23 protein-coding genes are annotated in these 23,527 nt (G+C 56.1%); 12 read left to right on the forward strand and 11 right to left on the reverse strand.

Features of this window, described 5'->3' with window-relative positions:
- Window positions 1-231 precede the first annotated feature (231 nt).
- The 4 genes from ACQG22_RS23080 to fpr all read left to right on the forward strand — a co-directional run bounded on the left by ACQG22_RS23080 (window position 232) and on the right by fpr (window position 4,584).
- Window positions 232-1,077, forward strand: coding sequence for an MIP/aquaporin family protein (locus ACQG22_RS23080; protein ID WP_013099317.1), 846 nt, complete (start codon window positions 232-234; stop codon window positions 1,075-1,077).
- Between the two features lie 21 nt (window positions 1,078-1,098).
- On the forward strand, window positions 1,099-2,607 hold the full coding sequence (gene glpK, locus ACQG22_RS23085) for a glycerol kinase GlpK (RefSeq protein ID WP_038420817.1): 1,509 nt from the start codon (window positions 1,099-1,101) through the stop codon (window positions 2,605-2,607).
- A 123-nt stretch (window positions 2,608-2,730) separates the two neighbouring features.
- Window positions 2,731-3,741 (forward strand): class II fructose-bisphosphatase, encoded by a 1,011-nt coding sequence (glpX, locus tag ACQG22_RS23090; protein WP_369706734.1) that lies wholly within the window; start codon window positions 2,731-2,733, stop codon window positions 3,739-3,741.
- A gap of 96 nt (window positions 3,742-3,837) precedes the next feature.
- Window positions 3,838-4,584: a ferredoxin--NADP(+) reductase gene (gene fpr / locus ACQG22_RS23095; RefSeq protein ID WP_013099320.1), complete on the forward strand. Its 747-nt coding sequence runs from the start codon at window positions 3,838-3,840 to the stop codon at window positions 4,582-4,584.
- Here the strand turns inward: fpr and ACQG22_RS23100 are convergent, their stop codons facing one another.
- The gene (locus tag ACQG22_RS23100; protein WP_020686904.1) at window positions 4,585-5,004 is read right to left on the reverse strand and encodes a DUF805 domain-containing protein; all 420 of its coding nucleotides are present in this window, start codon (window positions 5,002-5,004) and stop codon (window positions 4,585-4,587) included.
- A 112-nt stretch (window positions 5,005-5,116) separates the two neighbouring features.
- Between ACQG22_RS23100 and ACQG22_RS23105 the strand changes: the two genes are divergently transcribed.
- Window positions 5,117-5,713 carry a DUF1454 family protein gene (locus ACQG22_RS23105; RefSeq protein ID WP_013099322.1) on the forward strand — a complete coding sequence of 199 codons (597 nt, stop codon included), beginning with the start codon at window positions 5,117-5,119 and terminating at the stop codon, window positions 5,711-5,713.
- A 111-nt stretch (window positions 5,714-5,824) separates the two neighbouring features.
- A complete protein-coding gene (tpiA, locus tag ACQG22_RS23110; protein WP_003862019.1) occupies window positions 5,825-6,592 on the forward strand; it encodes a triose-phosphate isomerase in 768 nt (255 codons plus the stop codon).
- 47 nt (window positions 6,593-6,639) lie between these two features.
- Here the strand turns inward: tpiA and ACQG22_RS23115 are convergent, their stop codons facing one another.
- The 6 genes from ACQG22_RS23115 to cpxP all read right to left on the reverse strand — a co-directional run bounded on the left by ACQG22_RS23115 (window position 6,640) and on the right by cpxP (window position 12,787).
- Window positions 6,640-7,944: an SLC13 family permease gene (locus ACQG22_RS23115; protein WP_102751770.1), complete on the reverse strand. Its 1,305-nt coding sequence runs from the start codon at window positions 7,942-7,944 to the stop codon at window positions 6,640-6,642.
- Window positions 7,945-8,017: 73 nt separating this feature from the next.
- Complete coding sequence (locus ACQG22_RS23120; RefSeq protein WP_102751769.1) at window positions 8,018-8,761, reverse strand: CDP-diacylglycerol diphosphatase; 744 nt, start codon at window positions 8,759-8,761, stop codon at window positions 8,018-8,020.
- A gap of 110 nt (window positions 8,762-8,871) precedes the next feature.
- On the reverse strand, window positions 8,872-9,861 hold the full coding sequence (locus tag ACQG22_RS23125) for a sulfate ABC transporter substrate-binding protein (protein WP_013099326.1): 990 nt from the start codon (window positions 9,859-9,861) through the stop codon (window positions 8,872-8,874).
- 235 nt (window positions 9,862-10,096) lie between these two features.
- Window positions 10,097-11,059: a 6-phosphofructokinase gene (gene pfkA, locus ACQG22_RS23130; RefSeq protein WP_013099327.1), complete on the reverse strand. Its 963-nt coding sequence runs from the start codon at window positions 11,057-11,059 to the stop codon at window positions 10,097-10,099.
- 174 nt (window positions 11,060-11,233) lie between these two features.
- Entirely contained in the window at window positions 11,234-12,127 is an 894-nt protein-coding gene (gene fieF / locus ACQG22_RS23135; RefSeq protein WP_013099328.1) for a CDF family cation-efflux transporter FieF, read from the reverse strand.
- A gap of 153 nt (window positions 12,128-12,280) precedes the next feature.
- On the reverse strand, window positions 12,281-12,787 hold the full coding sequence (gene cpxP, locus ACQG22_RS23140) for a cell-envelope stress modulator CpxP (protein ID WP_013099329.1): 507 nt from the start codon (window positions 12,785-12,787) through the stop codon (window positions 12,281-12,283).
- A 150-nt stretch (window positions 12,788-12,937) separates the two neighbouring features.
- Between cpxP and cpxR the strand changes: the two genes are divergently transcribed.
- Window positions 12,938-13,636 (forward strand): envelope stress response regulator transcription factor CpxR, encoded by a 699-nt coding sequence (cpxR, locus tag ACQG22_RS23145; RefSeq protein WP_003862004.1) that lies wholly within the window; start codon window positions 12,938-12,940, stop codon window positions 13,634-13,636.
- Entirely contained in the window at window positions 13,633-15,006 is a 1,374-nt protein-coding gene (gene cpxA / locus ACQG22_RS23150; protein WP_013099331.1) for an envelope stress sensor histidine kinase CpxA, read from the forward strand. The genes cpxR and cpxA overlap by 4 nt, the downstream gene beginning before the upstream one ends.
- 98 nt (window positions 15,007-15,104) lie before the next feature.
- Here cpxA and yiiM read toward each other — a convergent pair whose 3' ends face one another.
- Together yiiM and sodA are read right to left on the reverse strand one after the other, a co-directional pair.
- Window positions 15,105-15,779 (reverse strand): 6-hydroxyaminopurine reductase, encoded by a 675-nt coding sequence (gene yiiM, locus ACQG22_RS23155; protein WP_013099332.1) that lies wholly within the window; start codon window positions 15,777-15,779, stop codon window positions 15,105-15,107.
- 66 nt (window positions 15,780-15,845) lie between these two features.
- On the reverse strand, window positions 15,846-16,466 hold the full coding sequence (sodA, locus tag ACQG22_RS23160) for a superoxide dismutase [Mn] (RefSeq protein ID WP_003861999.1): 621 nt from the start codon (window positions 16,464-16,466) through the stop codon (window positions 15,846-15,848).
- A gap of 288 nt (window positions 16,467-16,754) precedes the next feature.
- Here sodA and rhaT point away from each other — a divergent pair, with 288 nt between their 5' ends.
- Entirely contained in the window at window positions 16,755-17,789 is a 1,035-nt protein-coding gene (rhaT, locus tag ACQG22_RS23165; RefSeq protein WP_013099333.1) for an L-rhamnose/proton symporter RhaT, read from the forward strand.
- Here rhaT and rhaR read toward each other — a convergent pair whose 3' ends face one another.
- Both rhaR and rhaS read right to left on the reverse strand, forming a co-directional pair.
- Complete coding sequence (gene rhaR / locus ACQG22_RS23170) at window positions 17,790-18,638, reverse strand: HTH-type transcriptional activator RhaR (RefSeq protein WP_013099334.1); 849 nt, start codon at window positions 18,636-18,638, stop codon at window positions 17,790-17,792.
- 73 nt (window positions 18,639-18,711) lie between these two features.
- Window positions 18,712-19,548: an HTH-type transcriptional activator RhaS gene (rhaS, locus tag ACQG22_RS23175; RefSeq protein ID WP_013099335.1), complete on the reverse strand. Its 837-nt coding sequence runs from the start codon at window positions 19,546-19,548 to the stop codon at window positions 18,712-18,714.
- 301 nt (window positions 19,549-19,849) lie between these two features.
- On the opposite strand from rhaS, the gene rhaB reads away from it, so the two are divergent.
- The 3 genes from rhaB (at window position 19,850) to rhaD (ending at window position 23,522) form a co-directional block, all read left to right on the forward strand.
- Window positions 19,850-21,319: a rhamnulokinase gene (rhaB, locus tag ACQG22_RS23180; RefSeq protein WP_369706735.1), complete on the forward strand. Its 1,470-nt coding sequence runs from the start codon at window positions 19,850-19,852 to the stop codon at window positions 21,317-21,319.
- Window positions 21,316-22,575 carry an L-rhamnose isomerase gene (gene rhaA, locus ACQG22_RS23185; RefSeq protein ID WP_094916571.1) on the forward strand — a complete coding sequence of 420 codons (1,260 nt, stop codon included), beginning with the start codon at window positions 21,316-21,318 and terminating at the stop codon, window positions 22,573-22,575. Before rhaB ends, rhaA begins: the two co-directional genes overlap by 4 nt.
- A gap of 116 nt (window positions 22,576-22,691) precedes the next feature.
- Complete coding sequence (rhaD, locus tag ACQG22_RS23190; protein ID WP_369706736.1) at window positions 22,692-23,522, forward strand: rhamnulose-1-phosphate aldolase; 831 nt, start codon at window positions 22,692-22,694, stop codon at window positions 23,520-23,522.
- Window positions 23,523-23,527 lie beyond the last annotated feature (5 nt).

Here is a 23,527-nt window from a genome sequence, read left to right on the forward strand (position 1 = left end):
GTTGTTAACTCATTAGTTAATGAAATGATTCAGCTCACACTCTCGCGCTGATGCAAAAATGCGCTTTATGGCGCGTAAACGCTCATTTTATTGACACAGACCACACATTTTGATTTCGATATTTCTCGTTTTTGCTCGTTAACGATAAATTAACACTATGTCTACAGGACATCATGGCTGTCACGGGCGGCCATGCTAACAATAAACATCAATCTCTTCAGGATTCCGATTATGAGTCAGACATCAACCTTAAAAGGCCAGTGCATTGCCGAGTTCCTTGGTACCGGGTTGTTGATATTCTTCGGAGTGGGCTGTGTTGCTGCACTGAAAGTGGCGGGTGCCAGTTTTGGTCAGTGGGAAATCAGTATTATCTGGGGTCTGGGTGTGGCGATGGCCATCTACCTGACTGCAGGTGTTTCTGGCGCACATCTTAACCCGGCGGTGACCATCGCACTGTGGCTGTTCGCGTGCTTCGACGGACGCAAAGTTGTTCCTTTCATTATTTCTCAATTTGCCGGCGCGTTTTGCGCAGCGGCGTTAGTTTACGGGCTTTATTACAATCTTTTCATCGACTTCGAACAGACGCATCATATGGTGCGCGGCAGCGTCGAAAGTCTGGATCTGGCAGGTATCTTCTCTACATATCCAAACCCGCATATCAATTTTGTGCAGGCGTTCGCAGTTGAAATGGTGATTACCGCTATTCTGATGGGCGTTATCCTGGCGCTGACCGACGACGGAAACGGCATTCCGCGCGGCCCGCTGGCACCTCTGCTGATTGGCCTGCTGATTGCGGTGATCGGCGCATCCATGGGCCCGCTGACCGGCTTCGCAATGAACCCGGCGCGTGATATCGGACCAAAAGCGTTCGCCTTTATCGCAGGCTGGGGCGACGTGGCCTTCACCGGTGGCAAAGACATTCCTTACTTCCTGGTTCCGCTGTTTGCGCCGGTTGTCGGGGCTGCGCTGGGTGCGTTTAGCTATCGCAAATTAATTGGTCGCCACTTACCGTGCGACACCTGTGTGGACGAGGAGAAAGAGACGACTTCTACCGCACAACAAAAAGCTTCGCTGTAATCTGACTACGGGACTTACACCATGACCGAAAAAAAATATATCGTTGCGCTCGACCAGGGCACCACCAGCTCCCGCGCTGTCGTAATGGATCATGACGCGAACATTGTCAGCGTGTCACAGCGTGAATTTGAGCAAATCTATCCTCGTCCAGGCTGGGTAGAGCACGACCCGATGGAGATCTGGGCATCGCAAAGCTCCACGCTGGTCGAAGTGCTGGCGAAAGCCGATATCAGTTCTGACGAAATAGCCGCGATTGGTATTACCAACCAGCGTGAAACGACAATCGTCTGGGAACGTGAAACCGGCAAGCCAATTTATAACGCCATCGTCTGGCAGTGTCGTCGTACGTCAGAGATTTGCGAACAGCTGAAGCGCGACGGTATGGAAGAGTACGTCCGCAGCGCCACGGGCCTGGTGGTTGACCCGTATTTCTCGGGTACCAAAGTGAAGTGGATCCTTGACCACGTGGAAGGTTCACGTGAGCGTGCAAAACGCGGCGAACTGCTGTTCGGTACCGTCGATACCTGGCTTATCTGGAAGATGACCCAGGGTCGCGTCCACGTCACGGACTACACCAACGCCTCGCGCACCATGCTGTTCAACATCAACACGCTGGAGTGGGATGACAAGATGCTGGACGCGCTGGATATTCCACGCGCTATGCTGCCAGAAGTACGTAAATCTTCTGAAGTGTACGGTCAGACCAACATCGGTGGTAAAGGCGGCACGCGTATTCCTATCGCCGGTATCGCCGGTGACCAGCAGGCGGCGCTGTTCGGCCAGCTGTGCGTTAAAGAAGGGATGGCGAAAAACACCTACGGTACCGGCTGCTTTATGCTGATGAATACCGGCGAGAAAGCGGTGAAATCAGAAAACGGTCTGCTGACCACCATCGCCTGCGGCCCACGCGGTGAAGTGAACTATGCGCTGGAAGGTGCGGTGTTCATGGCGGGTGCATCCATCCAGTGGCTGCGCGACGAGATGAAGCTTATCAGCGATGCGTTCGACTCCGAGTACTTCGCCACCAAAGTGAAGGATACCAACGGCGTGTACGTGGTACCTGCGTTTACCGGTCTGGGCGCACCGTACTGGGATCCGTATGCACGCGGCGCGATTTTCGGCCTGACGCGTGGCGTGAATGCTAACCACATTATTCGCGCCACCCTGGAATCTATCGCCTATCAGACGCGCGACGTACTGGAAGCGATGCAGGCTGACTCCGGCATCCGTCTGCACGCTCTGCGCGTGGACGGCGGTGCGGTCGCGAACAACTTCCTGATGCAGTTCCAGTCCGACATTCTGGGCACCCGCGTGGAACGCCCGGAAGTGCGCGAAGTGACCGCGCTGGGTGCGGCGTACCTTGCGGGTCTGGCGGTCGGCTTCTGGCAGAATCTGGACGAGCTGCAGGAAAAAGCAGTTATCGAACGTGAATTCCGCCCTGGCATCGAAACCACCGAGCGTAACTACCGCTACAGCGGCTGGAAGAAAGCGGTGAAACGCGCCCTGGCGTGGGAAGAGCACGAAGAGTAATCATACATTCCCTCTCCCCCGGGGAGAGGGTCAGGGTGAGGGGCTCCGGCTGCACCGGTCCCCTCGCCTCGCCCCACTCTGTGATAAACTTCGTGCAATTCCTTTTGATTGCACGAGTACCTCATGAAACGTGAACTTGCTATCGAGTTTTTCCGCGTTACCGAAGCCGCTGCCCTGGCAGGCTATAAATGGCTTGGCCGTGGCGACAAAAATACCGCCGACGGTGCGGCTGTCCATGCCATGCGCATTGTCCTCAATCAGGTCAATATTGACGGCACTATTGTGATCGGCGAAGGCGAGATCGACGAAGCGCCAATGCTCTACATCGGTGAAAAAGTGGGTACCGGCAAAGGCGATGCCGTGGATATCGCCGTCGACCCGATCGAAGGCACACGCATGACGGCGATGGGTCAGGCCAACGCGCTGGCCGTGCTGGCCGTGGGTGATAAAGGCTGCTTCCTCAACGCACCGGATATGTACATGGAAAAGCTGATCGTCGGTCCAGGCGCGAAAGGCGCCATCGACCTCAGCCTGCCGCTGGAAGAGAACCTGCGTAACGTCGCCAGCGCGCTGAACAAACCGCTGAGCGAACTCACCGTCACCATTCTGGCGAAACCGCGTCACGACGCTACCATCGCACAGATGCAAAAGCTGGGCGTACGCGTGTTTGCCATCCCGGATGGCGACGTGGCGGCCTCCATTCTGACCTGCATGCCAGACAGTGAAGTGGATGTCCTGTACGGTATTGGCGGCGCGCCGGAAGGCGTGGTCTCTGCTGCGGTGATCCGCGCGCTGGATGGCGACATGCAGGCCCGCCTGCTGCCCCGTCATGAGGTCAAAGGCGACAACGAAGAGAATCGCCGCATTGGCGAAGATGAGCTGGCGCGCTGTGAGGCAATGGGTATTGAAGCCAATAAAGTCCTCGCACTTCACGAAATGGCCCGCAGCGACAACGTTGTTTTCTCCGCGACCGGCATCACCAAAGGCGATCTGCTGGATGGCATCACCCGCAAAGGCAACATGGCGACCACGGAAACGCTGCTGATCCGCGGTAAATCGCGCACCATTCGTCGCATTCAGTCAATTCACTATCTCGATCGTAAAGACCCGGACGTACAGACGCACATTCTGTAAAACCGTTTGATCGATAGAGCTTTCCAGCCCGAATGGGCTGGATATCTTCATCACAAATACGGAAGATAGATCCGAGAAACAGCACAGGAGAAGATCATGGCGGACTGGGTAACAGGTAAAGTCACTAAGATAAAATTCTGGACCGATGCGCTATTTAGTCTCACCGTGCACGCCCCCATCCATCCGTTTACGGCCGGACAGTTTGCCAAACTGGGGCTGGATATCGACGGCGAACGCGTGCAGCGCGCTTACTCGTACGTCAACGCGCCCGATAATCCGGATCTCGAGTTCTATCTGGTTACCGTCCCGGACGGCAAACTCAGCCCGCGCCTGGCGGCGCTTAAACCCGGTGATGATGTCCAGATTGTGAGTGACGCAGCAGGTTTCTTCGTGCTGGACGAAATTCCGGACTGCGAAACCCTGTGGATGCTGGCAACCGGCACGGCCATCGGCCCCTATCTCTCCATTCTGCAGTACGGCAAAGACCTGGAGCGGTTTAAAAACATCGTGCTGGTGCATGCCGCGCGTTACGCCGCAGACTTAAGCTATCTGCCGCAGATGCAGGAGCTGGAGCGGCAGTATGCCGGAAAGCTGAAAATCCAGACCGTGGTAAGCCGCGAAACGGCAGCAGGTTCGCTGACCGGCCGCGTGCCGGCATTAATTGAGAGTGGAGCCCTGGAAGAGGCCGTTGGCTTGCCGATGCGTGCCGAAACCAGCCACGTGATGCTGTGTGGTAACCCGCAGATGGTACGGGACACTCAGCAGCTTCTGAAAGATACCCGGCAGATGACGAAACACCTTCGCCGCCGACCGGGTCATATGACCGCCGAACACTACTGGTGATCAGCGGTATTTCACCTCAAGAGTGTCTTTACCGTATTTGTTTTCGCTCTGGGTGCCGATGAACGCACCCAGATCGATAACCATCATCACAAAGATAATGGTCGGTAGCAGTCTGCCCACCACCCAGGGGAGGATGGACGGAAGTATTGACCAGTTCCCGGCGACCAGCATCCACGCCAGAATAATCAGAAAAGCCCATGCACCGGAACGACCGCGATCGTGCAGGCGTTTCACCACCACGGCCGCGGTTGGCCACAGTAAACAAACCAGCGCAAACGCCGCGGTTTGCGTGCTCAGCCATGCGTTATAGGCCACAAAAAACAGAAGCAGCATAGCGATAATCCACGTCGCCATCCAGATCCAGAAATCACGGCGTCCAATACGCCCTTTGAATGAAAACAACCACTGCTGTATGGTCATGTAAGGTTCCTTATTATCATATCGTGCGCATTTTACCCTGGAGTTGTGACCTTTTGACAAGCCGACCAGATATCGATTTAATCATGAGCACTTACGGCCAGGGACAATGTTGATGAAAAATTCGGCACACCTTCTTTTCCTGTGTTTCGCGATGCTGAGCGCCGGTCTCCCCCTGCACGCCGCCGAACCCCCTGCTCCGACAACCGCGCCCTACCTCCTGGCGGGTGCGCCATCGTTCGATCAGTCCATCAGTCAGTTTCGTGAAACGTTTAACAAAACCAATCCAACGCTGCCGCTGGATGAATTTCGCGCCATTGATGGCGCGCGCGATACTCCAAACCTGACCCGTGCCGCCAGCAAGATTAACGAAAACTTGTACGCTTCCACTGCGCTGGAGCGCGGTACGCTAAAAATCAAAAGTATGCAGATCACCTGGCTGCCGATTCAGGGGCCAGAGCAGAAAGCCGCCAAGGCGAAGGCGCTGGAGTACATGAGCGCGGTGCTGCAGGCATTTACGCCCGCACTGACAAAAAAACAGAGCCAACAAAAGCTGCAAAAACTGCTGGTTACGGGTAAAAACAAGCGCTATTACACCGAAACCGAAGGCGCGGTGCGCTATGTGGTGGCGGATAACGGCGAAAAAGGCCTGACCTTCGCTGTTGAACCGATTAAGCTGGCACTATCTGACACACTCGGAGGGGCGAATTAATGACAAAAAGCAAAGCCTTTCGAGGGAAAATCTCTATACTGATTCACAGACCATGCTGCCCGTCAGGGTGGCCATATTCCTTAATTCGCTTATTTAGCGTGGAGAATTGAAATGCGACATCCTTTAGTGATGGGTAACTGGAAACTGAACGGCAGCCGCCACATGGTAAACGAACTGGTTGCGAACCTGCGTAAAGAGCTGGCTGGCGTGACTGGCTGCGCGGTTGCTATCGCTCCGCCGGATATGTACCTGGATCTGGCTAAACGTGCCGCTGACGGCAGCCACATCATTCTGGGCGCACAGAACGTTGACGTTAACCTGTCTGGCGCATTCACCGGTGAAACCTCCGCTGAAATGCTGAAAGATATCGGCGCCAAATACATCATCATCGGCCACTCTGAGCGTCGCACCTACCACAAAGAATCCGACGAGTTCATCGCGAAGAAATTTGCGGTGCTGAAAGAGCAGGGTCTGATCCCGGTTCTGTGCATCGGTGAAACCGAAGCAGAAAACGAAGCAGGCAAAACGGAAGAAGTGTGCGCACGTCAGATCGACGCTGTGCTGAAGACGCAGGGCGCGGCAGCATTCGAAGGCGCGGTTATCGCTTACGAGCCAGTCTGGGCGATCGGTACCGGCAAATCTGCAACCCCAGCGCAGGCTCAGGCGGTTCACAAATTCATCCGTGACCACATTGCTAAAGCCGACGCGAAAGTGGCAGAGCAGGTCATCATCCAGTACGGCGGTTCCGTAAATGCCTCTAACGCGGCAGAACTGTTCACCCAGCCAGACATCGATGGCGCGCTGGTTGGCGGTGCATCCCTGAAAGCTGACGCTTTCGCGGTAATCGTTAAAGCGGCAGAAGCGGCTAAACAGGCGTAATGCTGTTGTGGCGGGTGGCGCTTGCGCTTACCCGCCCTACAAAATCGCTACAAACGACCTAAAACGCTAAACCACAGATAATCCAGCGGCAGCAGCACCAGATACGTGGCAATTGCCAGCGCCAGACAGAGCACCATCCCCGCCCTTGCAGGCACCTTTCCTAAGCCCATCGCCACCACTATCGGCGACGCCTGATACGGCAGCAGCGGCGTGGAATAGCCCAGCACCTGAATCATGATGACAGACAATAGCGGAAAGCCCGTCGCCTCCGAAAAGTTTTGCGCCAGCGTGGTGTAAAGCGCCGGAACACCGTTAGCCGTCATAATAAAGTTCAGTGCCGTAGTGATCCCGGTCAGCGCCAGGAAACTGGTGAACGGTCTGTCGGCGTCCAGCGGCATTATCTTCAGCAACGCCTCCCCCACCGCCGGACCGATACCGGTTTGCGTCACCACAATGGCCAAACCGAGGATGCCTGCCACATAAATACAGGTGCGCATATTCACCCCCGCCGAGAACTCTTCTCCGGTGATAAAACCTACGCGTGGCAGCATCACAATGACCGATGCCGCAAGTCCGGTCCATGCCGGCCCCACACCGTGCCAGCTCTCCGTCACCCACATTCCCAATACCACCGCCAGCAGCCAGGCAAGGCGTTTTTCATCTCGCCCCATCGGTTCAGCGGGTGCCAGATCCTTGGGCGGCTTCGGGCTGCCGGGGAATAACCAGCAGATTAAACCAATCAGAATCAACCCTTTGAGAATACCGAGCACGGGCGTGTGCAGCAGCAGATAAGGCACGTAGTTCAGATGAATACCGTATGATCCCTCTGCCGCGCCGCTCATCACCAGATTGGGAACGTTGGCAGGCAGGATGGTGGCCGAAAGCTGGAAGGTGCCGAAACCAACGGCCAGCGCCAGGCCAAACCAGGCGCGCGACCCGTCGGCAATACCGGCACGTTTTGCCATCGCGGCCACGATGGGCATCAGCAGCGCGATACGCCCCATGTTCGACGGCATCACAAACGCCAGGGCATAACTCAGCAGAACCACGCTGGCCACCATTAGCACCCAGGAGTCAGTAAGCCGGGCGGAGAGCGCCCGTGCAGCCCTGTCAGCCAGACCGGTTTTCCGGATTGCCACACCAAGCACAAAGCCGCTGAACACCAGCCAGAAGGCAGACGAAGCAAAGCCGCCAAAAATGACCTCCGGCGGGGCAATTCTGGCGGTCATCGCTGCCGTGAAGAACAGCAGCGCGGTAATGAATTCCGGCAATAGCGACGTCGCCCATAACACAATGGTGACGCCGACGATCGCTGAGGGCACAAACAGAGGGTGGGTTAACCAGAGCGACATGCCTGTCTCCTGTCGTTTTTTTCAGCAAGTCTACGGCGACAGGCAGGACGAGTAAACGCTATTTATGGTGGGGTCACTTCAGGATATCGCATTGATGATCCTGCAATTCCTCAGCCGACGCGCGGTTAAGCATCAGCAGATTACGTTCGGTTGCCAGCAACACAAACGAGCCATCAGACTGCTGGGCCATCGCCAGCGCGAAGCGCCCCATATGGTCACGCGCTTCCGGCAGCTCTTCCGCCAGCATCATAAACGGACTCCGCTGCACCAGCTCGTTCTCCGTCACCCGGCGGGCGAGATATTCATGTCCTTCCAGTCCACCGGGAAGTGGCAGCCATTGGGTGCTGATTTGCCCCTGCGCGGCATTGAGCTTCTCGCGCACGTCCGGGCGCAGGCAGGAGATGTGGATATGGAAATGATTCTGCGTGCGGCCCGTGGGTGAGTTGATGGTCAATGAAATTGCGCTGTCTGGCACCTCGGATCCGTGCTTCATGCTCATAAAGCTACGGGCCTGCCATGCCAGCCAGAAGAAGTTCGGTGTTTGAGGCTTTGTCAGAAGCGGACTTTCGGTGCCGTTGAGGCGGTAGGTGGGCATCAATAAGTACTGCAGCGGACCGTTGCGATCCTTGAACACCACATAGCCCGCGTCAGGTTTCACCTGTGCACACGGCGCCGGATTGCGGTGCTGGATCTGATTCGGCACACACTGGTCCAGCACGATGTGACGCAACGCATTCGGATTACCTGCTTTCATCCAGTACACGCCACCCGCAGCAAGGGCGATAACAATCAGAATCAGTAAGATAATTTTTTTCACAATGCGTTCCCTGTTTTCAGTAGAGGCCAAAGAGTAACGCAAAATGATGACCAAATAAAAAACCCGGCGGATTTCTCACACCGGGTCACCGTGTCGTTCGTTACAAAAGCCTAGCGTTTGCTGATCTGATCGAATGTACCGCCGTTAGAGAAGTGGTCTTTCTGGGCTTTTGTCCAGCCGCCAAACTCATCATCAATGGTGAAGAGCTTCAGTTTCGGGAATACGCTGTCGTATTTCTTCGCAACCGCCGGATCGCGTGGGCGATAGAAGTTCTTCGCCGCAATTTCCTGGCCTTCTGGCGAATAGAGATACTTCAGGTAGGCTTCCGCCACCGCTTTGGTCCCTTTCTTATCGACCACCTTATCCACCACAGAAACGGTCGGCTCGGCGAGGATAGATTCGCTCGGGGTCACGATCTCGAATTTGTCTTTACCCAGCTCGTTGGTCGCCAGCAGGGCTTCGTTTTCCCAGGCAATCAGCACATCGCCAATGCCGCGCTCTACGAAGGTATTGGTGGCGCCACGTGCGCCGGAGTCGAGCACTTCAACGTTTTTATACAGCGCTTTAACGAACTCCTGAGCCTTGGCCTGATCGCCATTGTTGTGATGCAGGGCATAGCCCCAGGCTGCCAGGTAATTCCAGCGTGCGCCGCCGGAGCTTTTCGGGTTCGGCGTGATGACCGATACGCCAGGTTTAACCAGGTCGTTCCAGTCATGGATCTGTTTCGGGTTGCCTTTACGCACCAGGAAAACGATGGTCGAGGTATATGGCGCGGAGTTATCCGGCAGGCGTTTGATCCAGTTTTTGTCGATGCGGCCACGTTCGGCAATTGCGTCCACATCGTAGGCCAGCGCCAGAGTCACCACATCCGCTTCAATGCCGTTGATGACGGAGGTCGCCTGCTTACCAGAGCCGCCGTGAGACTGGCGAACCACCACGTTGTCGCCCGTTTCCTGTTTCCAGTGTGCCGCAAAGGCTTTGTTGTACTGCTCGTACAGCTCACGCGTCGGGTCGTATGACACGTTCAGTAACTGGATGTCCTTAGCCAGAACGCTGGTCGATGCCAGCAATAATGTTAAACCCACGCCCCATTTATTCATCGCCCAGCTCTCATGTGTAGTGTTTTGATGAATGCAGCGTGCCAGAAACGGAATTGATGATTAAAGAATAAAAAAAGATTGGCTATAACTTTGAGGAATAAAAAAGTGGATGAGTGGCCTGATGCCCTCACCCCAACCCTCTCCCACGGGAGAGGGCGCAACCATAAAAAACGGTAACCCTGGGGTTACCGTTTTGCATTTACCTTGCCGCCACCCGGCACAATACAAACACCGATCAGTACAGTTTTTTCGCGCAGTCCAGCCAGTCACCTTTGAACGGACGCTTCATGTTTTCGATGGCGTCGATGATGTCATGGTGAACCAGTTTTTCGTTCTGAATACCGACGCAACGACCGCCGTGACCCTGCAGCAGCAGTTCAATGGCGTACGCACCCATGCGGGAAGCCAGGATACGGTCGTATGGACCCGGGGAACCACCACGCTGGATGTGACCCAGAACGGTCGCGCGGGTTTCGCGTTTGGTTTCTGCTTCGATGTACTTCGCCAGCTCATCAACATCACAGATATGCTCTGTGATCGCAACGATGGCGTGTTTCTTACCTTTGGCGATACCGGCTTTGATTTCTGCAACCAGATCTTCACGGCTGAATTCCACTTCCGGAACCACGACGAACTCACAACCGCCCGCGATAGCCGCAGCCAGGGTCAGGTCACCACAGTAACGGCCCATCACTTCAACGATGGAGATACGCTGGTGAGAAGAAGAGGTGTCACGCAGACGGTCAATCGCTTCCACAACGGTACCCAGGGCGGTGAAGTAACCGATGGTGTAGTCAGTACCTTTGATGTCGTTGTCGATGGTGCCAGGCAGACCGATGCACGGAAAGCCCATTTCAGTCAGACGTTTTGCACCCATGTACGAACCATCACCACCGATAACAACCAGTGCGTCGAGGCCGCGTTTTTTCATGTTCTCGATAGCCACTTCACGCACGTGTTCGTCGCGGAATTCCGGGAAGCGCGCAGAACCGAGGAAAGTACCACCGCGGTTGATCATGTCAGATACGCTGTAACGGTCGAGCTGAACCATACGGTCTTCATACAGACCCAGATAACCATCATAGATACCAAAAACTTCCAGACCTTCCGTCAGCGCTGCACGAACAACCCCACGAATTGCCGCGTTCATGCCCGGCGCATCACCGCCGCTTGTCAACACACCGATTTTCTTAATCATGACTACCTCTGAACTTAGGAATGCAAAATTGAAATCTGTTGCCGGAAGAAACTTGTCGACCAACGAATACTGCAAATAGTATATCAACCACTTCCAGCTGAATTGATTCAGGTCAGACCAAATGGCGGTAATTTATACACAAAATGCTGGCCTGGCTCACTTTTTTACAACGAATTACGAAAGCCCAACATAACCGGGTACAACCGAGCAGGGATCCTGGTGAATAATGACGTCTGACCCAGGAAAACGCTGCAAAATCGCCTGCTCCACCTGCTCAGCAATAACGTGAGCCTGAACCAATGGCAGGTTGTCTTCCATTTCTATGTGAATCTGAATAAAGCGGGTCGGCCCTGACTGCCGCGTACGAAGATCGTGAGCACCACTGACACCCGGCCAGGAGGTCACGATAGTATAAATTTCATCGCGTTCTGCGTCGGGGAGCGCACGGTCAAGAAGCGATTGCACCGCGTCATACCCCATCCGCAAAGCGCTGTATAAAATATAGATGCCAATCCCTAACGCAAATAACGCATCGGCCCGATGCCAGCCATACCAGGCAAGACCGAGCGCAATAAGAATAGCGCCATTCATCATAACATCAGACTGATAATGAAGCATATCCGCCCGTACAGCCTGACTTTGCGTTTTTCGAACCACCCAGCGCTGGAACGTTACAAGAACAAGGGTGCATATAAGTGCAGCCACCGTCACCACCACGCCCACGCCGGGATCGTTCATGGGTGATGGCGAAACAAGATGCTGAATGCCGGTTAAAAACAGAAACAGCGCAGAGCCGGAAATAAACATACTTTGCGCCAGCGCCGCCAGCGATTCGGCTTTGCCGTGCCCGAAGGTGTGCTCTTCATCCGCCGGTTGCAGCGAGTAACGCACCACCAGCAGGTTGGTCAGCGAGGCGGCAATATCCATCAGCGAGTCCACCAGCGCCGCCAGAATACTGACCGAGCCCGTGTACCACCACGCGAATATTTTGATGACCAGTAAGCTTGAGGCCACGACCGTCGCGGCAATGGCGGCCCGGCTGACCAGTCTTCCATAGGATTGATTCATAAATACTCCTGTCATGCCATGCCGCTAGTATAACGGAAGGTTACGGAGTCAAAGGATGAATAAACGGTTAACACATCAGAATGAAGGGCAAAAAAAACCCCCACATCATGTGGGGGAAGACAGGGATGGTGTCTATGGCAAGGAAAACAGGGTTTACTGGTTACTACGGGTACTGCTATTGCTACTGAAAAGCGTCGTTTCTGAGCTTCGCTGCATCCGTGCAACCTTACGCAATTGGTCCATACGTTGCTGATGTTTCTGGTTCAAAACCGCTTGCTGCTCGGGCGACAACAGGTGGAACATCTGGTTGCGAACCTTCGCCATCTCTACCTGGCGGGCAACCTGCTCCTGTGCCATTTTTTCTGCCTGAGCACGTACAGCGTTTTCGTCAAAATTTTCTGCGGTGACAAGGCGATGCATTGTCTCCATTTCGCTAACATTAACAGGGGGCTGATCGTGTCGTGCCCTCTGCATCAGATCTCGCATCTGTTGACGCTGATGTTCGGTTAAACTTATGCCGTCAAACATATGGCTTTGGCTGCTGTGCTGCGCGATGCCCTCTTGTGAGGACGCGTTATCGCCGATGATAGCTACAGCGGCCTGGCTAAACGCACTGAACGCCAGCGTTGAGGCCATGACGGCAGCGGTAACTTTGCGCATCACTTGCTCCCAAAATCTTTCATGTCGCGATTCAACGAGAGACAGTCTACGATTCAGGCTGCAAACATGCGTCAGGGGGTGTAAAACAACGTAAAGTCATGGATTAGATAGCCTTGATGTCGTAATTTCTGCCTCGGAGGTATTTAAACAATGAATAAAATCCTGTTAGTTGATGATGACCGAGAGCTCACATCTCTTTTAAAGGAGTTGCTCGACATGGAAGGTTTCAACGTTCTGGTCGCCCATGATGGCGAGCAGGCGCTGAGTCTCCTTGACGACAGCATCGATCTACTTTTGCTCGACGTCATGATGCCGAAGAAAAACGGCATTGATACGCTGAAAGAGCTTCGCCAGACACACCAGACCCCCGTTATCATGCTGACCGCACGCGGCAGCGAACTAGACCGTGTACTCGGCCTTGAGCTGGGTGCAGATGACTATCTACCGAAGCCGTTCAACGACCGCGAACTGGTCGCCCGTATTCGCGCTATCCTGCGTCGTTCCCACTGGAGCGAACAGCAGCAAAATACTGACAACAGTTCACCGACGCTGGAAGTGGACTCCCTGAGCCTCAATCCGGGTCGTCAGGAAGCGAGCTTTGACGGTGAAACGCTGGAGCTGACCGGTACCGAGTTCACGCTGCTGTATCTGCTGGCGCAGCACCTCGGCCAGGTGGTATCGCGCGAACACTTAAGCCAGGAAGTGCTGGGTAAACGCCTCACGCCGTTTGACCGTGCCATCGATATGCATATCTCGAACCTGCGCCGCAAACTGCCGGAGCGTAAAGACGGTCATCCGTGGTTTAAAACCCTGCGTGGTCGCGGCTATCTGATGGTTTCCGCTTCATGATAGGAAGCTTAACCGCCCGCATCTTCGCCATCTTCTGGCTGACGCTGGCACTGGTTTTAATGCTGGTTTTGATGTTGCCAAAACTCGACTCACGCCAGATGACGGAGCTTCTCGACAGCGAGCAACGTCAGGGCGTGATGATCGAGCAGCACGTAGAAGCCGAGCTGGCAAACGATCCGCCAAACGATTTGATGTGGTGGCGCAGACTGTTTCGCGCTATCGACAAATGGGCACCTCCCGGACAACGCCTGCTGCTGGTGACCAGCGAAGGCCGAGTGATTGGCGCGGATCGCAATGAAATGCAGATCATCCGCAACTTTATTGGCCAGGCGGATAACGCCGATCATCCGCAGAAGAAAAAATATGGTCGGGTTGAGATGGTGGGCCCTTTCTCAGTCAGGGATGGGGAAGATAACTACCAGCTCTATCTGATTCGCCCGGCGAGCAATTCCCAGTCCGATTTTATCAACCTGCTGTTTGACCGTCCGCTTCTGCTGCTGATTGTGACGATGCTGGTCAGTTCTCCACTGCTGTTATGGCTGGCGTGGAGCCTGGCAAAACCGGCGCGTAAGCTGAAAAACGCCGCCGACGAAGTGGCGCAGGGTAACCTGCGACAGCACCCTGAGCTGGAAGCCGGACCGCAGGAGTTTCTTGCCGCCGGGGCCAGTTTCAACCAGATGATCACCGCTCTTGAGCGCATGATGACCACGCAGCAGCGGCTGCTGTCGGATATCTCGCACGAACTGCGTACGCCGCTCACGCGACTCCAGCTGGGCACCGCACTGCTGCGTCGCCGCAGCGGTGAGAGCAAAGAGCTGGAACGTATCGAAACCGAAGCCCAGCGTCTGGACAGCATGATCAACGATCTGCTGGTGATGTCGCGCAATCAGCAGAAAAACGCGCTGGTGAGCGAAACGGTGAAAGCCAATCAGCTGTGGCATGAAGTGTTAGACAACGCGGCGTTCGAAGCGGAACAGATGGGTAAATCGTTCACCGTCAACTTCCCGCCGGGGCCATGGCCGCTGTACGGTAACCCCAACACGCTTGAGAGCGCGCTGGAGAATATCGTGCGTAACGCCCTGCGCTACTCGCATACGAAGATTGAGGTGGCCTTCTCGGTGGATAAAGACGGTATCACCATCATTGTGGATGACGATGGTCCAGGCGTAAGCCCGGAAGATCGCGAGCAGATTTTCCGTCCGTTCTACCGCACCGACGAGGCGCGGGACCGTGAATCTGGCGGTACCGGGCTGGGTCTGGCGATTGTTGAAACCGCTATGCAGCAGCATCGCGGCTGGGTGAAAGCCGACGACAGTCCGTTGGGCGGGCTGCGGTTAACGCTGTGGCTACCGTTGTATAAGCGCGCGTAATCCCCTCACCCTAACCCTCTCCCCAAAGGGGAGAGGGCACTGCTCGGTGCGGTTTTTTCACCCTCGCCCCTTTGGGGAGAGGGCCGGGGTGAGGGGCACTATTTCCCCCACAATCTCCGCGAATTATCCTCAATCTGCCGACTAGTGCGGCGTTTCTGCATCGTTCTTGTCCAGCTGGTGGATAACCCTGCCGCCGACAACAGCCGATGATATTGCTCGTCATCAAACGGCATATGCCAGGCAATGGCACAGGCGTCATACACCGACACATCGCTCAGGCGCGACACCAGCTCCAGCGGCGCATCCGCAGACACCTGCCCCGCCAGCACCACTCGGTACAACCAGCCGGTTTTGCCCGCGCTCTGCAGCCGTGCGGACATGTCGTTAATGCCGAAATGGAAGTTAAGCTTGAAGCATGGCGAGCGCGGTTGCGTTACCTGAATCAGGGCATCACCCCAGCGGAAAATATCACCGATGAAGACGTTCTTCTCCGTCAGCCCTTCGGTGGAGAGATTCTCACCGAACGCGGGGGCGACGAACAGGTCCGCCTGTTCAGGGAATTCGGTTATCCAGTATTGATAATGCTCGCGCGGATAGTGGCACAGCGCGCGTTCGGGCCCGCCGTGGATTTTCTTCTCGGCCTGCTCGTCGCCCGCAAGCCCGAGCTCGGTTAACGTCAGCTCTCCGTCGACCTGCACTTTGGCGATGGCGCTCGGGCGGCTGCCGTCGTATTCCCTTACCTTGCCTGTAAACACATTCACCGGGTAATGCATCTCTACTCCTTCAGATACAAAAAAAGCGAGTCAACAGACTCGCTTCTCACAGGCGTCAATGCAACCTTATTTTTTCGCGGCGAAACGCGCTGCAGCTTCGTCCCAGTTCACCACATCCCAGAAGGCTTTGATGTAGTCCGGGCGACGGTTCTGGAACTTCAGGTAGTAAGCGTGTTCCCACACGTCCAGACCCAGAATTGGGAAACCAGATGCGCCAGAGATCGCTTCACCCATCAGCGGGGAGTCCTGGTTTGCGGTAGAAACGACCGCCAGTTTGTCACCTTTCAGAACCAGCCACGCCCAGCCAGATCCGAAACGGGTTGCAGCCGCTTTTTCGAATTCCGCTTTGAAGTTATCAACAGAACCGAAGTCGCGCTCGATAGCCGCTTTCAGGTCGCCCTGCAGGGTGGTACCGGTTTTGAGGCCTTTCCAGAACAGGCTGTGGTTAGCGTGGCCGCCCGCGTTGTTACGCAGTACGGTTTTCTTGTCCGCTGGCAGCTGGTCCAGTTTGGTGATCAGCTCTTCAACAGGCAGGTTAGCGAACTCTGGCAGGCTTTCCAGCGCAGCATTCGCGTTGTTCACATAGGTCTGGTGGTGTTTAGTGTGATGGATTTCCATCGTCTGCTTGTCGAAATGCGGTTCCAGTGCGTCATAGGCATACGGCAGGGATGGCAGTGTATAACTCATAATCCTCTCCATTAGTGTCGGGCGGCACAGCTGTTAATGCCGCGTAAGCAGTTGGTTCATTATAGTTAATTAAATGATATTGAAAATGATTATCAATGCCGTAGTTTTTATAAGGTTATTTGGGTTTTGCCAAATGACAAAATTGTGAGTCTGCTCACCCGGTTAACGTGCTGATTGCCATCCAGAACCAAAGTGCGGCAACCTTCTGAAGGTTCCTGAACCGCCTAATTTTTACACTCATCAAGTCGGGGGGAAGCCACCGGCTATAAAAACGATGAGGACGTAAAAATGAATCATGCGATTACGATGGGTATCTTCTGGCATTTGATAGGCGCAGCCAGTGCAGCCTGTTTCTATGCCCCGTTCAAAAAGGTGAAAGGGTGGTCGTGGGAAACCATGTGGTCGGTTGGCGGTACCGTCTCCTGGCTGATTTTGCCCTGGACCATTAGCGCCATGCTGCTCCCGGATTTCTGGGGCTACTTCACCTCCTTCAGTGCCTCCACCCTGCTGCCGGTGTTTCTGTTCGGTGCGATGTGGGGCATCGGCAACATCAACTATGGCCTGACCATGCGCTACCTCGGGATGTCGATGGGTATCGGCATCGCAATTGGCATTACCCTGATCGTCGGCACGCTGATGACGCCCATTCTTAACGGCAATGTCGATGTGTTGCTCAACACCAAAGGCGGGCAGATGACGCTGCTGGGCGTGCTTGTCGCGGTGATCGGCGTGGGTATCGTCACCCGTGCGGGTCAGCTGAAAGAGCGCAAGATGGGCATCAAAGCCGAGGACTTTAACCTGAAGAAAGGGCTGCTGCTGGCAGTGATGTGCGGCATCTTCTCGGCGGGCATGTCGTTCGCCATGAACGCCGCAAAACCTATGCACGAAGCGGCCGCCGCGCTGGGCGTCGACCCGCTGTACGTGGCGCTACCAAGCTACGTGGTGATCATGGGCGGCGGCGCGCTGGTAAACCTCGGCTTCTGCTTCATTCGTCTGGCAAAAGTGAAGGATCTGTCGGTAAAAGCCGATTTCTCTCTGGCAAAATCCTTAATCATCACCAATGTGCTGTTGTCGATGCTGGGCGGTCTCATGTGGTATCTGCAGTTCTTTTTCTACGCCTGGGGTCACGCCAGCATTCCACCGCAGTACGACTACATAAGCTGGATGCTGCACATGAGCTTCTACGTACTGTGTGGCGGACTGGTTGGGCTGGTACTGAAGGAGTGGAATAACGCCGGGCGTCGTCCGGTGGGCGTCCTGAGCCTGGGCTGCGTGGTGATCATCATTGCCGCTAACATTGTCGGCCTCGGCATGGCGAACTGACTACGCTGCCTTTCGACTGCGATGACGCCACTGAACCGGCGTCATCCCCACCTCGCGGTTAAACACCACCGAAAAGTAATTACTGTCCTCAAACCCGCAGCGCATCGCCACCTCACTGACCATCAGCTCCGTATGCTGCAACAGATACTGGGCGTGGCAGATGCGCAGCTGGCGCAGGTAGTGATTCACCGTCATCCCCGTCTGGGTGCGGAACTGCTGGCGCAGCGCGCGCTCGCTGCACTGCTCCTGCTCGCAGAACTTTTCCAGCACGAAACTTTTGTTCAGGCTGCCCGCAAGCCGGGCGATCAGCTTGTCCAGCAGCGCTTCCTGAACGGTCGCTGAGGGGTTATCGGTAGCGTAACGATGGCGTTTGAGAGTCATGACCAGCTGGGCGAACAGCAGTTCCGCCATCGGGTTTGCCACCGGATCGTGCTTCTGGCTCTCCTGCTCCAGCTGGGAGATCGTCTGGCGCACCTGTGCCATGCCGCTGCTGCTCAAGCGCCAGTGGGGTTCGCCTCTGGCATTGAGAAAACCGGGGATATGGGCCGCCCAGTCGACGTTCAGTTTGAGCCTGTCCGGGCAGTAGATCACGTTCTGCAACACCAGATCGTTAACCGAGGCGTAGGCGTGTTTGTCTTCGGCGCGGATATAAAACAGATCGCCACGCGTAATGCGGTAGGGCCTGTCATTGAGGATGTGTAAGCCGTTGCCGCGCCACACTAGCACCAGCTCGCAAAATTCGTGGGTATGCTCGGCAAAGACATTTTGCGGGTAGCGGTCGGCCACCGCGACGGCCTGACTCGCGGAGGCAAAAAAATCATCTTTGCGAAGAATTAACTGAGCGGCCACACCACAACCTCTACGGTGAATAACCGGACATTATTAGCCTTTTTGCGGCAATAAAACGGTGATTGCCTTCGCGTTACTGGAGTGAAGCATCCTTCCCCTGACGGATATCGCGCGGCGACCAGCTAAACTCGCGGCGAAAAAGGGTCGAAAAGTGATTACTGTCGCCGAAACCGCAGCGATAGGCGATATCCGTGACGCTTTCATCGGTGTGACGTAAAAGATGACGCGCCTTAATCAGGCGCAGACGATTGAGGTAGCGCTGGGGCGTTAGCCCGGTGTGCTGCTTGAGCTGACGATGGAGCGTGCGTAACGACAGCGAAAAATCATCCGCCAGCGTTTCCCAGCACACATCCTCGGCGAAATGGTCCTCCAGCCAGGCCATCAGCTGGTTCAGCCGCGCGTCGTTATTTGCCAGCCCTTCCACCAGAGAGCTGCGACGCAGCAGCACCAGCAGCTGCATAAACAGCAGCTCGCGGGTGGCAATGGCATGGGTCTCCTGCCCGTCCTCGCTCTGCTCCAGTTGATTCACCAGCTGGCGCACCTGCTGCAGCGTGGACTGATTCACCCGCCAGTGAGACGGGTAGTGCCCATCCTGCTCCTGAGGCAGGAGCTTGTTCAACCCCGACAGAAACTGGAACGCGTCCGGCGAACGATAGAGCACGTTGGTCAGGCACAGATTGTCGGTATGTTCATACAAATGCCTGTCGTGATCGCGCACGAAGCACACCATACCGCCGCTGATGGTGTACGGCTGGCCGTTAAAGACGTGAATGCCTGTCCCATGCTCGACAATCACAATTTCATGAAAATCATGATGATGTTCAGGAAACGCAGCCTGCGGGAGCCGTGGCTCAATCGCGACCGGAGACGTTCCCGACGGGAAAAAATCGACGCTGTGCAGTACGGTCATAACGGCCCCCACCAATGAGAAAAGTTCTCAAAATAGTAATTAAGGCCTTCCACACTCACCTTAAATTTTTGACAGCAAACGTCGCAAAAGCTGTCCATTTTTCAAGAAACAGGCGGAAAAATCGGGAAATGCGGTCAACGTCACATTGCCCGAAAACCCCGCCCTGACTGGAAATTGTGAACTCCCTCACGTTCATCTTTGCTTTCTTGCCAGCGCGAGATTCGGGCTGTCAGTGACGAGAAGGTGGTCTTTTCTTCCCTTTTTTACACTCAACACCAATGACTTAAGAAGGGACCTGACCATGACTTTTCGCCATTGTGTGGCTGTCGATTTAGGCGCATCCAGCGGCCGCGTAATGCTCGCCACCTGGGACTGCGGCAAGCGCACACTTACGCTTCGCGAAATGCACCGTTTCGCCAACTGCCTGCAAAAACAGGACGGTTTTGATACCTGGGATATTGATGCCCTGGAAGCGGAGATCCGCACCGGGCTGAACAACATCTGCAACGACGGCATTCGCATCGACAGCATCGGCATTGATACCTGGGGGGTGGACTACGTTCTGCTCGACAGCCACGGCGAACGTGTCGGCCTGCCCGTCTCGTATCGCGACAGCCGCACCGACGGGCTGATGGCACAGGCCATCGCGCAGCTTGGCAAGGACAACATCTATGGCCGCAGCGGCATTCAGTTTCTGTCCTTTAACACGCTGTATCAGCTGCGCGCGCTGGTTGAGCAGCAGCCGGAGCTGGTCAAAAAGGTGGCGCACACGCTGCTGATCCCGGATTACTTAAGCTACCGGCTGACCGGCAACATGAACTGGGAATACACCAACGCCACCACCACGCAGCTGGTCAACATCAACACCGACAGCTGGGATGAAACCCTGCTGGCCTGGACCGGCGCTTCGCCTTCCTGGTTCGGCACGCCGACCCATCCGGGTAACATAATCGGTTACTGGATTTGCCCACAGGGGAATGAAATCCCGGTGGTCGCCGTCGCCAGTCACGACACCGCCAGCGCGGTGATTGCATCGCCGTTGGCCGGTAAAGACGCGGCCTATCTCTCTTCCGGCACCTGGTCGCTGATGGGCTTTGAGAGCAAAACGCCGTACACCAGCGACGCCGCAATGGCAGCAAACATCACTAACGAAGGCGGTGCTGAAGGCCGCTACCGCGTGCTGAAGAACATCATGGGGCTCTGGCTGCTCCAGAGGATGCTGAAAGAGCAGCACATTGCCGACCTGCCTGCGCTTATCGCAGAGACCGAAAAGCTGAAGGCCTGTACGTTCCTGATCAACCCGAACGACGACCGCTTTATTAACCCGGTGCATATGAGCGCCGAAATCCAGGCCGCCTGTTTCGAAGCCGGTCAGCCGGTGCCTTCCCGTCCTGCCGAGCTGGCGCGCTGCATTTTTGACAGCCTGGCCCTGCTCTACGCGGATGTTCTGAGCGAGCTGGCGAGCCTTCGCGGCAAACCGTTCAGCCAGCTGCATATCGTGGGCGGCGGCTGCCAGAACCAGCTGCTGAACCAGCTCTGCGCCGATGCCTGCGGCATCACCGTGGTGGCGGGTCCGGTGGAGGCCTCAACGCTCGGCAACATCGGTATTCAACTGATGACTCTGGACGAACTTTCAGACGTCGACGAATTCCGTTCGGTGGTCACCGCGAATACCCGCCTGACCACCTTCCCCCCTAATCCCTGCCATGAAATTGCCCGCTACCGGGCGCAGTTTCAGCAAAAACGACTGACTAAGGAGCTTTGCGCATGACCACTCAACTTGAACAAGCCTGGGACCTGGCTAAACAGCGTTTCGCCGCCGTCGGCGTGGATGTCGACGCGGCGCTGCGCCAGCTCGACCGTCTGCCTGTCTCCATGCACTGCTGGCAGGGCGATGACGTCGCCGGCTTCGAGAACCCGGGCGGTTCTCTGACGGGTGGCATTCAGGCGACGGGTAACTATCCGGGCAAAGCGCGCAACGCCACCGAACTGCGTGCGGATCTGGAACTGGCGCTGAGTCTGATCCCGGGGCCAAAACGCCTGAACCTGCACGCGATCTATCTGGAGTCCGACGAGCCGGTGGCGCGTAACGCAATCAAACCGGAGCACTTTAAAAACTGGGTGGAATGGGCCAAAGCCAACAAGCTGGGTCTGGACTTTAACCCGTCCTGCTTCTCGCACCCGCTGAGCGCAGAGGGGTTTACCCTTGCGCATGCCAACGACGAGATCCGTCAGTTCTGGATCGACCACGTTAAAGCCTGCCGGCGCGTCTCAGCCTGGTTTGGCGAGCAGCTTGGCACGCCGTCGGTGATGAACATCTGGATCCCGGACGGCATGAAAGACATCACCGTCGACCGTCTCGCCCCGCGTCAGCGCCTGCTGGCCGCGCTGGATGAGGCCATTAGCGAAAAACTCAACCCGGCGCACCACATCGACGCGGTGGAGAGCAAGCTGTTCGGCATTGGCGCGGAGAGCTATACCGTCGGCTCGAACGAGTTCTACATGGGTTACGCCACCAGCCGCCAGACCGCGTTGTGCCTGGACGCCGGTCACTTCCACCCCACAGAAGTGATCTCCGACAAAATCTCCGCCGCCATGCTCTTCGTGCCGCGCCTGCTGCTGCACGTCAGCCGTCCGGTGCGCTGGGACAGCGACCACGTGGTGCTGCTGGATGACGAAACCCAGGCGATTGCCAGCGAAATCATCCGTCATGACCTGTTTGACCGCGTGCACATTGGCCTCGACTTCTTTGACGCCTCCATCAACCGCATCGCGGCATGGGTGATCGGCACCCGCAATATGAAAAAAGCCCTGCTGCGCGCGCTGCTGGAGCCAACCGCAGCGCTGAAACAGCTGGAAGCAAACGGCGACTACACCGCGCGCCTGGCGCTGCTGGAAGAGCAGAAATCCCTGCCGTGGCAGGCCGTGTGGGAGATGTACTGCCAGCGTAACGACACGCCGGCAGGCAGCCAGTGGCTGGAAAACGTGCGGGCGTATGAGAAAGACGTGTTAAGTCAGCGCGGGTAATTTTGCCCTCACCCTAACCCTCTCCCACAGGGAGAGGGAACTTTTACCCCCTCTCCCTGTGGGAGAGGGCTGGGGTGAGGGATTTCACCTCACCGCGATAACTGGAAAAGAAAACTATGCAGACCATCACCACCTCCTGGTTCGTCCAGGGCATGATCAAAGCCACCTCCGATGCCTGGCTGAAGGGCTGGGACGAGCGTAACGGCGGCAACCTCACGCTGCGCCTGGACGACGCGGATATCGAACCCTACACCGCCGATTTCCACCAGAAGCCGCGCTATATTGCCCTGAGCCAGCCCATGCCGCTGCTCGCCAATACGCCGTTTATCGTCACTGGATCCGGCAAGTTCTTCCGTAACGTCCAGCTCGATCCAGAGGCCAACCTTGGCGTGGTGAAAGTGGACAGCGACGGCGCGGGCTACCACATCCTGTGGGGCCTGACCGATGAAGCGGTACCCACATCTGAACTGCCGGCGCACTTCCTCTCGCACTGCGAGCGCATCAGGGCGACCAACGGCAAAGACCGCGTGATCATGCACTGCCACGCCACCAACCTGATCGCCCTGACCTACGTGCTGGAAAACAGCTCTGACTTCATCACCCGCAAGCTGTGGGAAGGCAGCACCGAGTGTCTGGTGGTCTTCCCGGACGGGGTCGGCATTCTGCCGTGGATGGTACCGGGCACCGACGAAATCGGCCAGGCGACAGCCAGAGATATGCAAAAACATTCGCTGGTGCTGTGGCCGTTCCACGGCGTCTTCGGCAGCGGCCCTACGCTTGATGAAACCTTCGGCCTGATCGACACCGCCGAGAAATCCGCTGAAGTGCTGGTAAAGGTTTATTCCATGGGCGGTATGAAGCAAACCATTACCCGCGAAGAACTTATTGCGCTCGGCAAGCGCTTCGGCGTAACCCCGCTCCGATCAGCGCTGGAAATATATGCATAAACCCT

The sequence above is a fragment of the Enterobacter cloacae complex sp. 309I3 genome (genome assembly GCF_050031595.1).
Classification (GTDB): domain Bacteria; phylum Pseudomonadota; class Gammaproteobacteria; order Enterobacterales; family Enterobacteriaceae; genus Enterobacter; species Enterobacter cloacae.

Coding starts and splice junctions, on each gene's coding strand:
- ACQG22_RS23080 (WP_013099317.1), top strand. CDS start 232: ATGAGTCAGACATCAACCTTAAAAGGCCAGTGCATTGCCGAGTTCCTT.
- glpK (WP_038420817.1), top strand. CDS start 1,099: ATGACCGAAAAAAAATATATCGTTGCGCTCGACCAGGGCACCACCAGC.
- glpX (WP_369706734.1), top strand. CDS start 2,731: ATGAAACGTGAACTTGCTATCGAGTTTTTCCGCGTTACCGAAGCCGCT.
- fpr (WP_013099320.1), top strand. CDS start 3,838: ATGGCGGACTGGGTAACAGGTAAAGTCACTAAGATAAAATTCTGGACC.
- ACQG22_RS23100 (WP_020686904.1), bottom strand. CDS start 5,004: ATGACCATACAGCAGTGGTTGTTTTCATTCAAAGGGCGTATTGGACGC.
- ACQG22_RS23105 (WP_013099322.1), top strand. CDS start 5,117: ATGAAAAATTCGGCACACCTTCTTTTCCTGTGTTTCGCGATGCTGAGC.
- tpiA (WP_003862019.1), top strand. CDS start 5,825: ATGCGACATCCTTTAGTGATGGGTAACTGGAAACTGAACGGCAGCCGC.
- ACQG22_RS23115 (WP_102751770.1), bottom strand. CDS start 7,944: ATGTCGCTCTGGTTAACCCACCCTCTGTTTGTGCCCTCAGCGATCGTC.
- ACQG22_RS23125 (WP_013099326.1), bottom strand. CDS start 9,861: ATGAATAAATGGGGCGTGGGTTTAACATTATTGCTGGCATCGACCAGC.
- pfkA (WP_013099327.1), bottom strand. CDS start 11,059: ATGATTAAGAAAATCGGTGTGTTGACAAGCGGCGGTGATGCGCCGGGC.
- fieF (WP_013099328.1), bottom strand. CDS start 12,127: ATGAATCAATCCTATGGAAGACTGGTCAGCCGGGCCGCCATTGCCGCG.
- cpxP (WP_013099329.1), bottom strand. CDS start 12,787: ATGCGCAAAGTTACCGCTGCCGTCATGGCCTCAACGCTGGCGTTCAGT.
- cpxR (WP_003862004.1), top strand. CDS start 12,938: ATGAATAAAATCCTGTTAGTTGATGATGACCGAGAGCTCACATCTCTT.
- cpxA (WP_013099331.1), top strand. CDS start 13,633: ATGATAGGAAGCTTAACCGCCCGCATCTTCGCCATCTTCTGGCTGACG.
- yiiM (WP_013099332.1), bottom strand. CDS start 15,779: ATGCATTACCCGGTGAATGTGTTTACAGGCAAGGTAAGGGAATACGAC.
- sodA (WP_003861999.1), bottom strand. CDS start 16,466: ATGAGTTATACACTGCCATCCCTGCCGTATGCCTATGACGCACTGGAA.
- rhaT (WP_013099333.1), top strand. CDS start 16,755: ATGAATCATGCGATTACGATGGGTATCTTCTGGCATTTGATAGGCGCA.
- rhaS (WP_013099335.1), bottom strand. CDS start 19,548: ATGACCGTACTGCACAGCGTCGATTTTTTCCCGTCGGGAACGTCTCCG.
- rhaB (WP_369706735.1), top strand. CDS start 19,850: ATGACTTTTCGCCATTGTGTGGCTGTCGATTTAGGCGCATCCAGCGGC.
- rhaA (WP_094916571.1), top strand. CDS start 21,316: ATGACCACTCAACTTGAACAAGCCTGGGACCTGGCTAAACAGCGTTTC.
- rhaD (WP_369706736.1), top strand. CDS start 22,692: ATGCAGACCATCACCACCTCCTGGTTCGTCCAGGGCATGATCAAAGCC.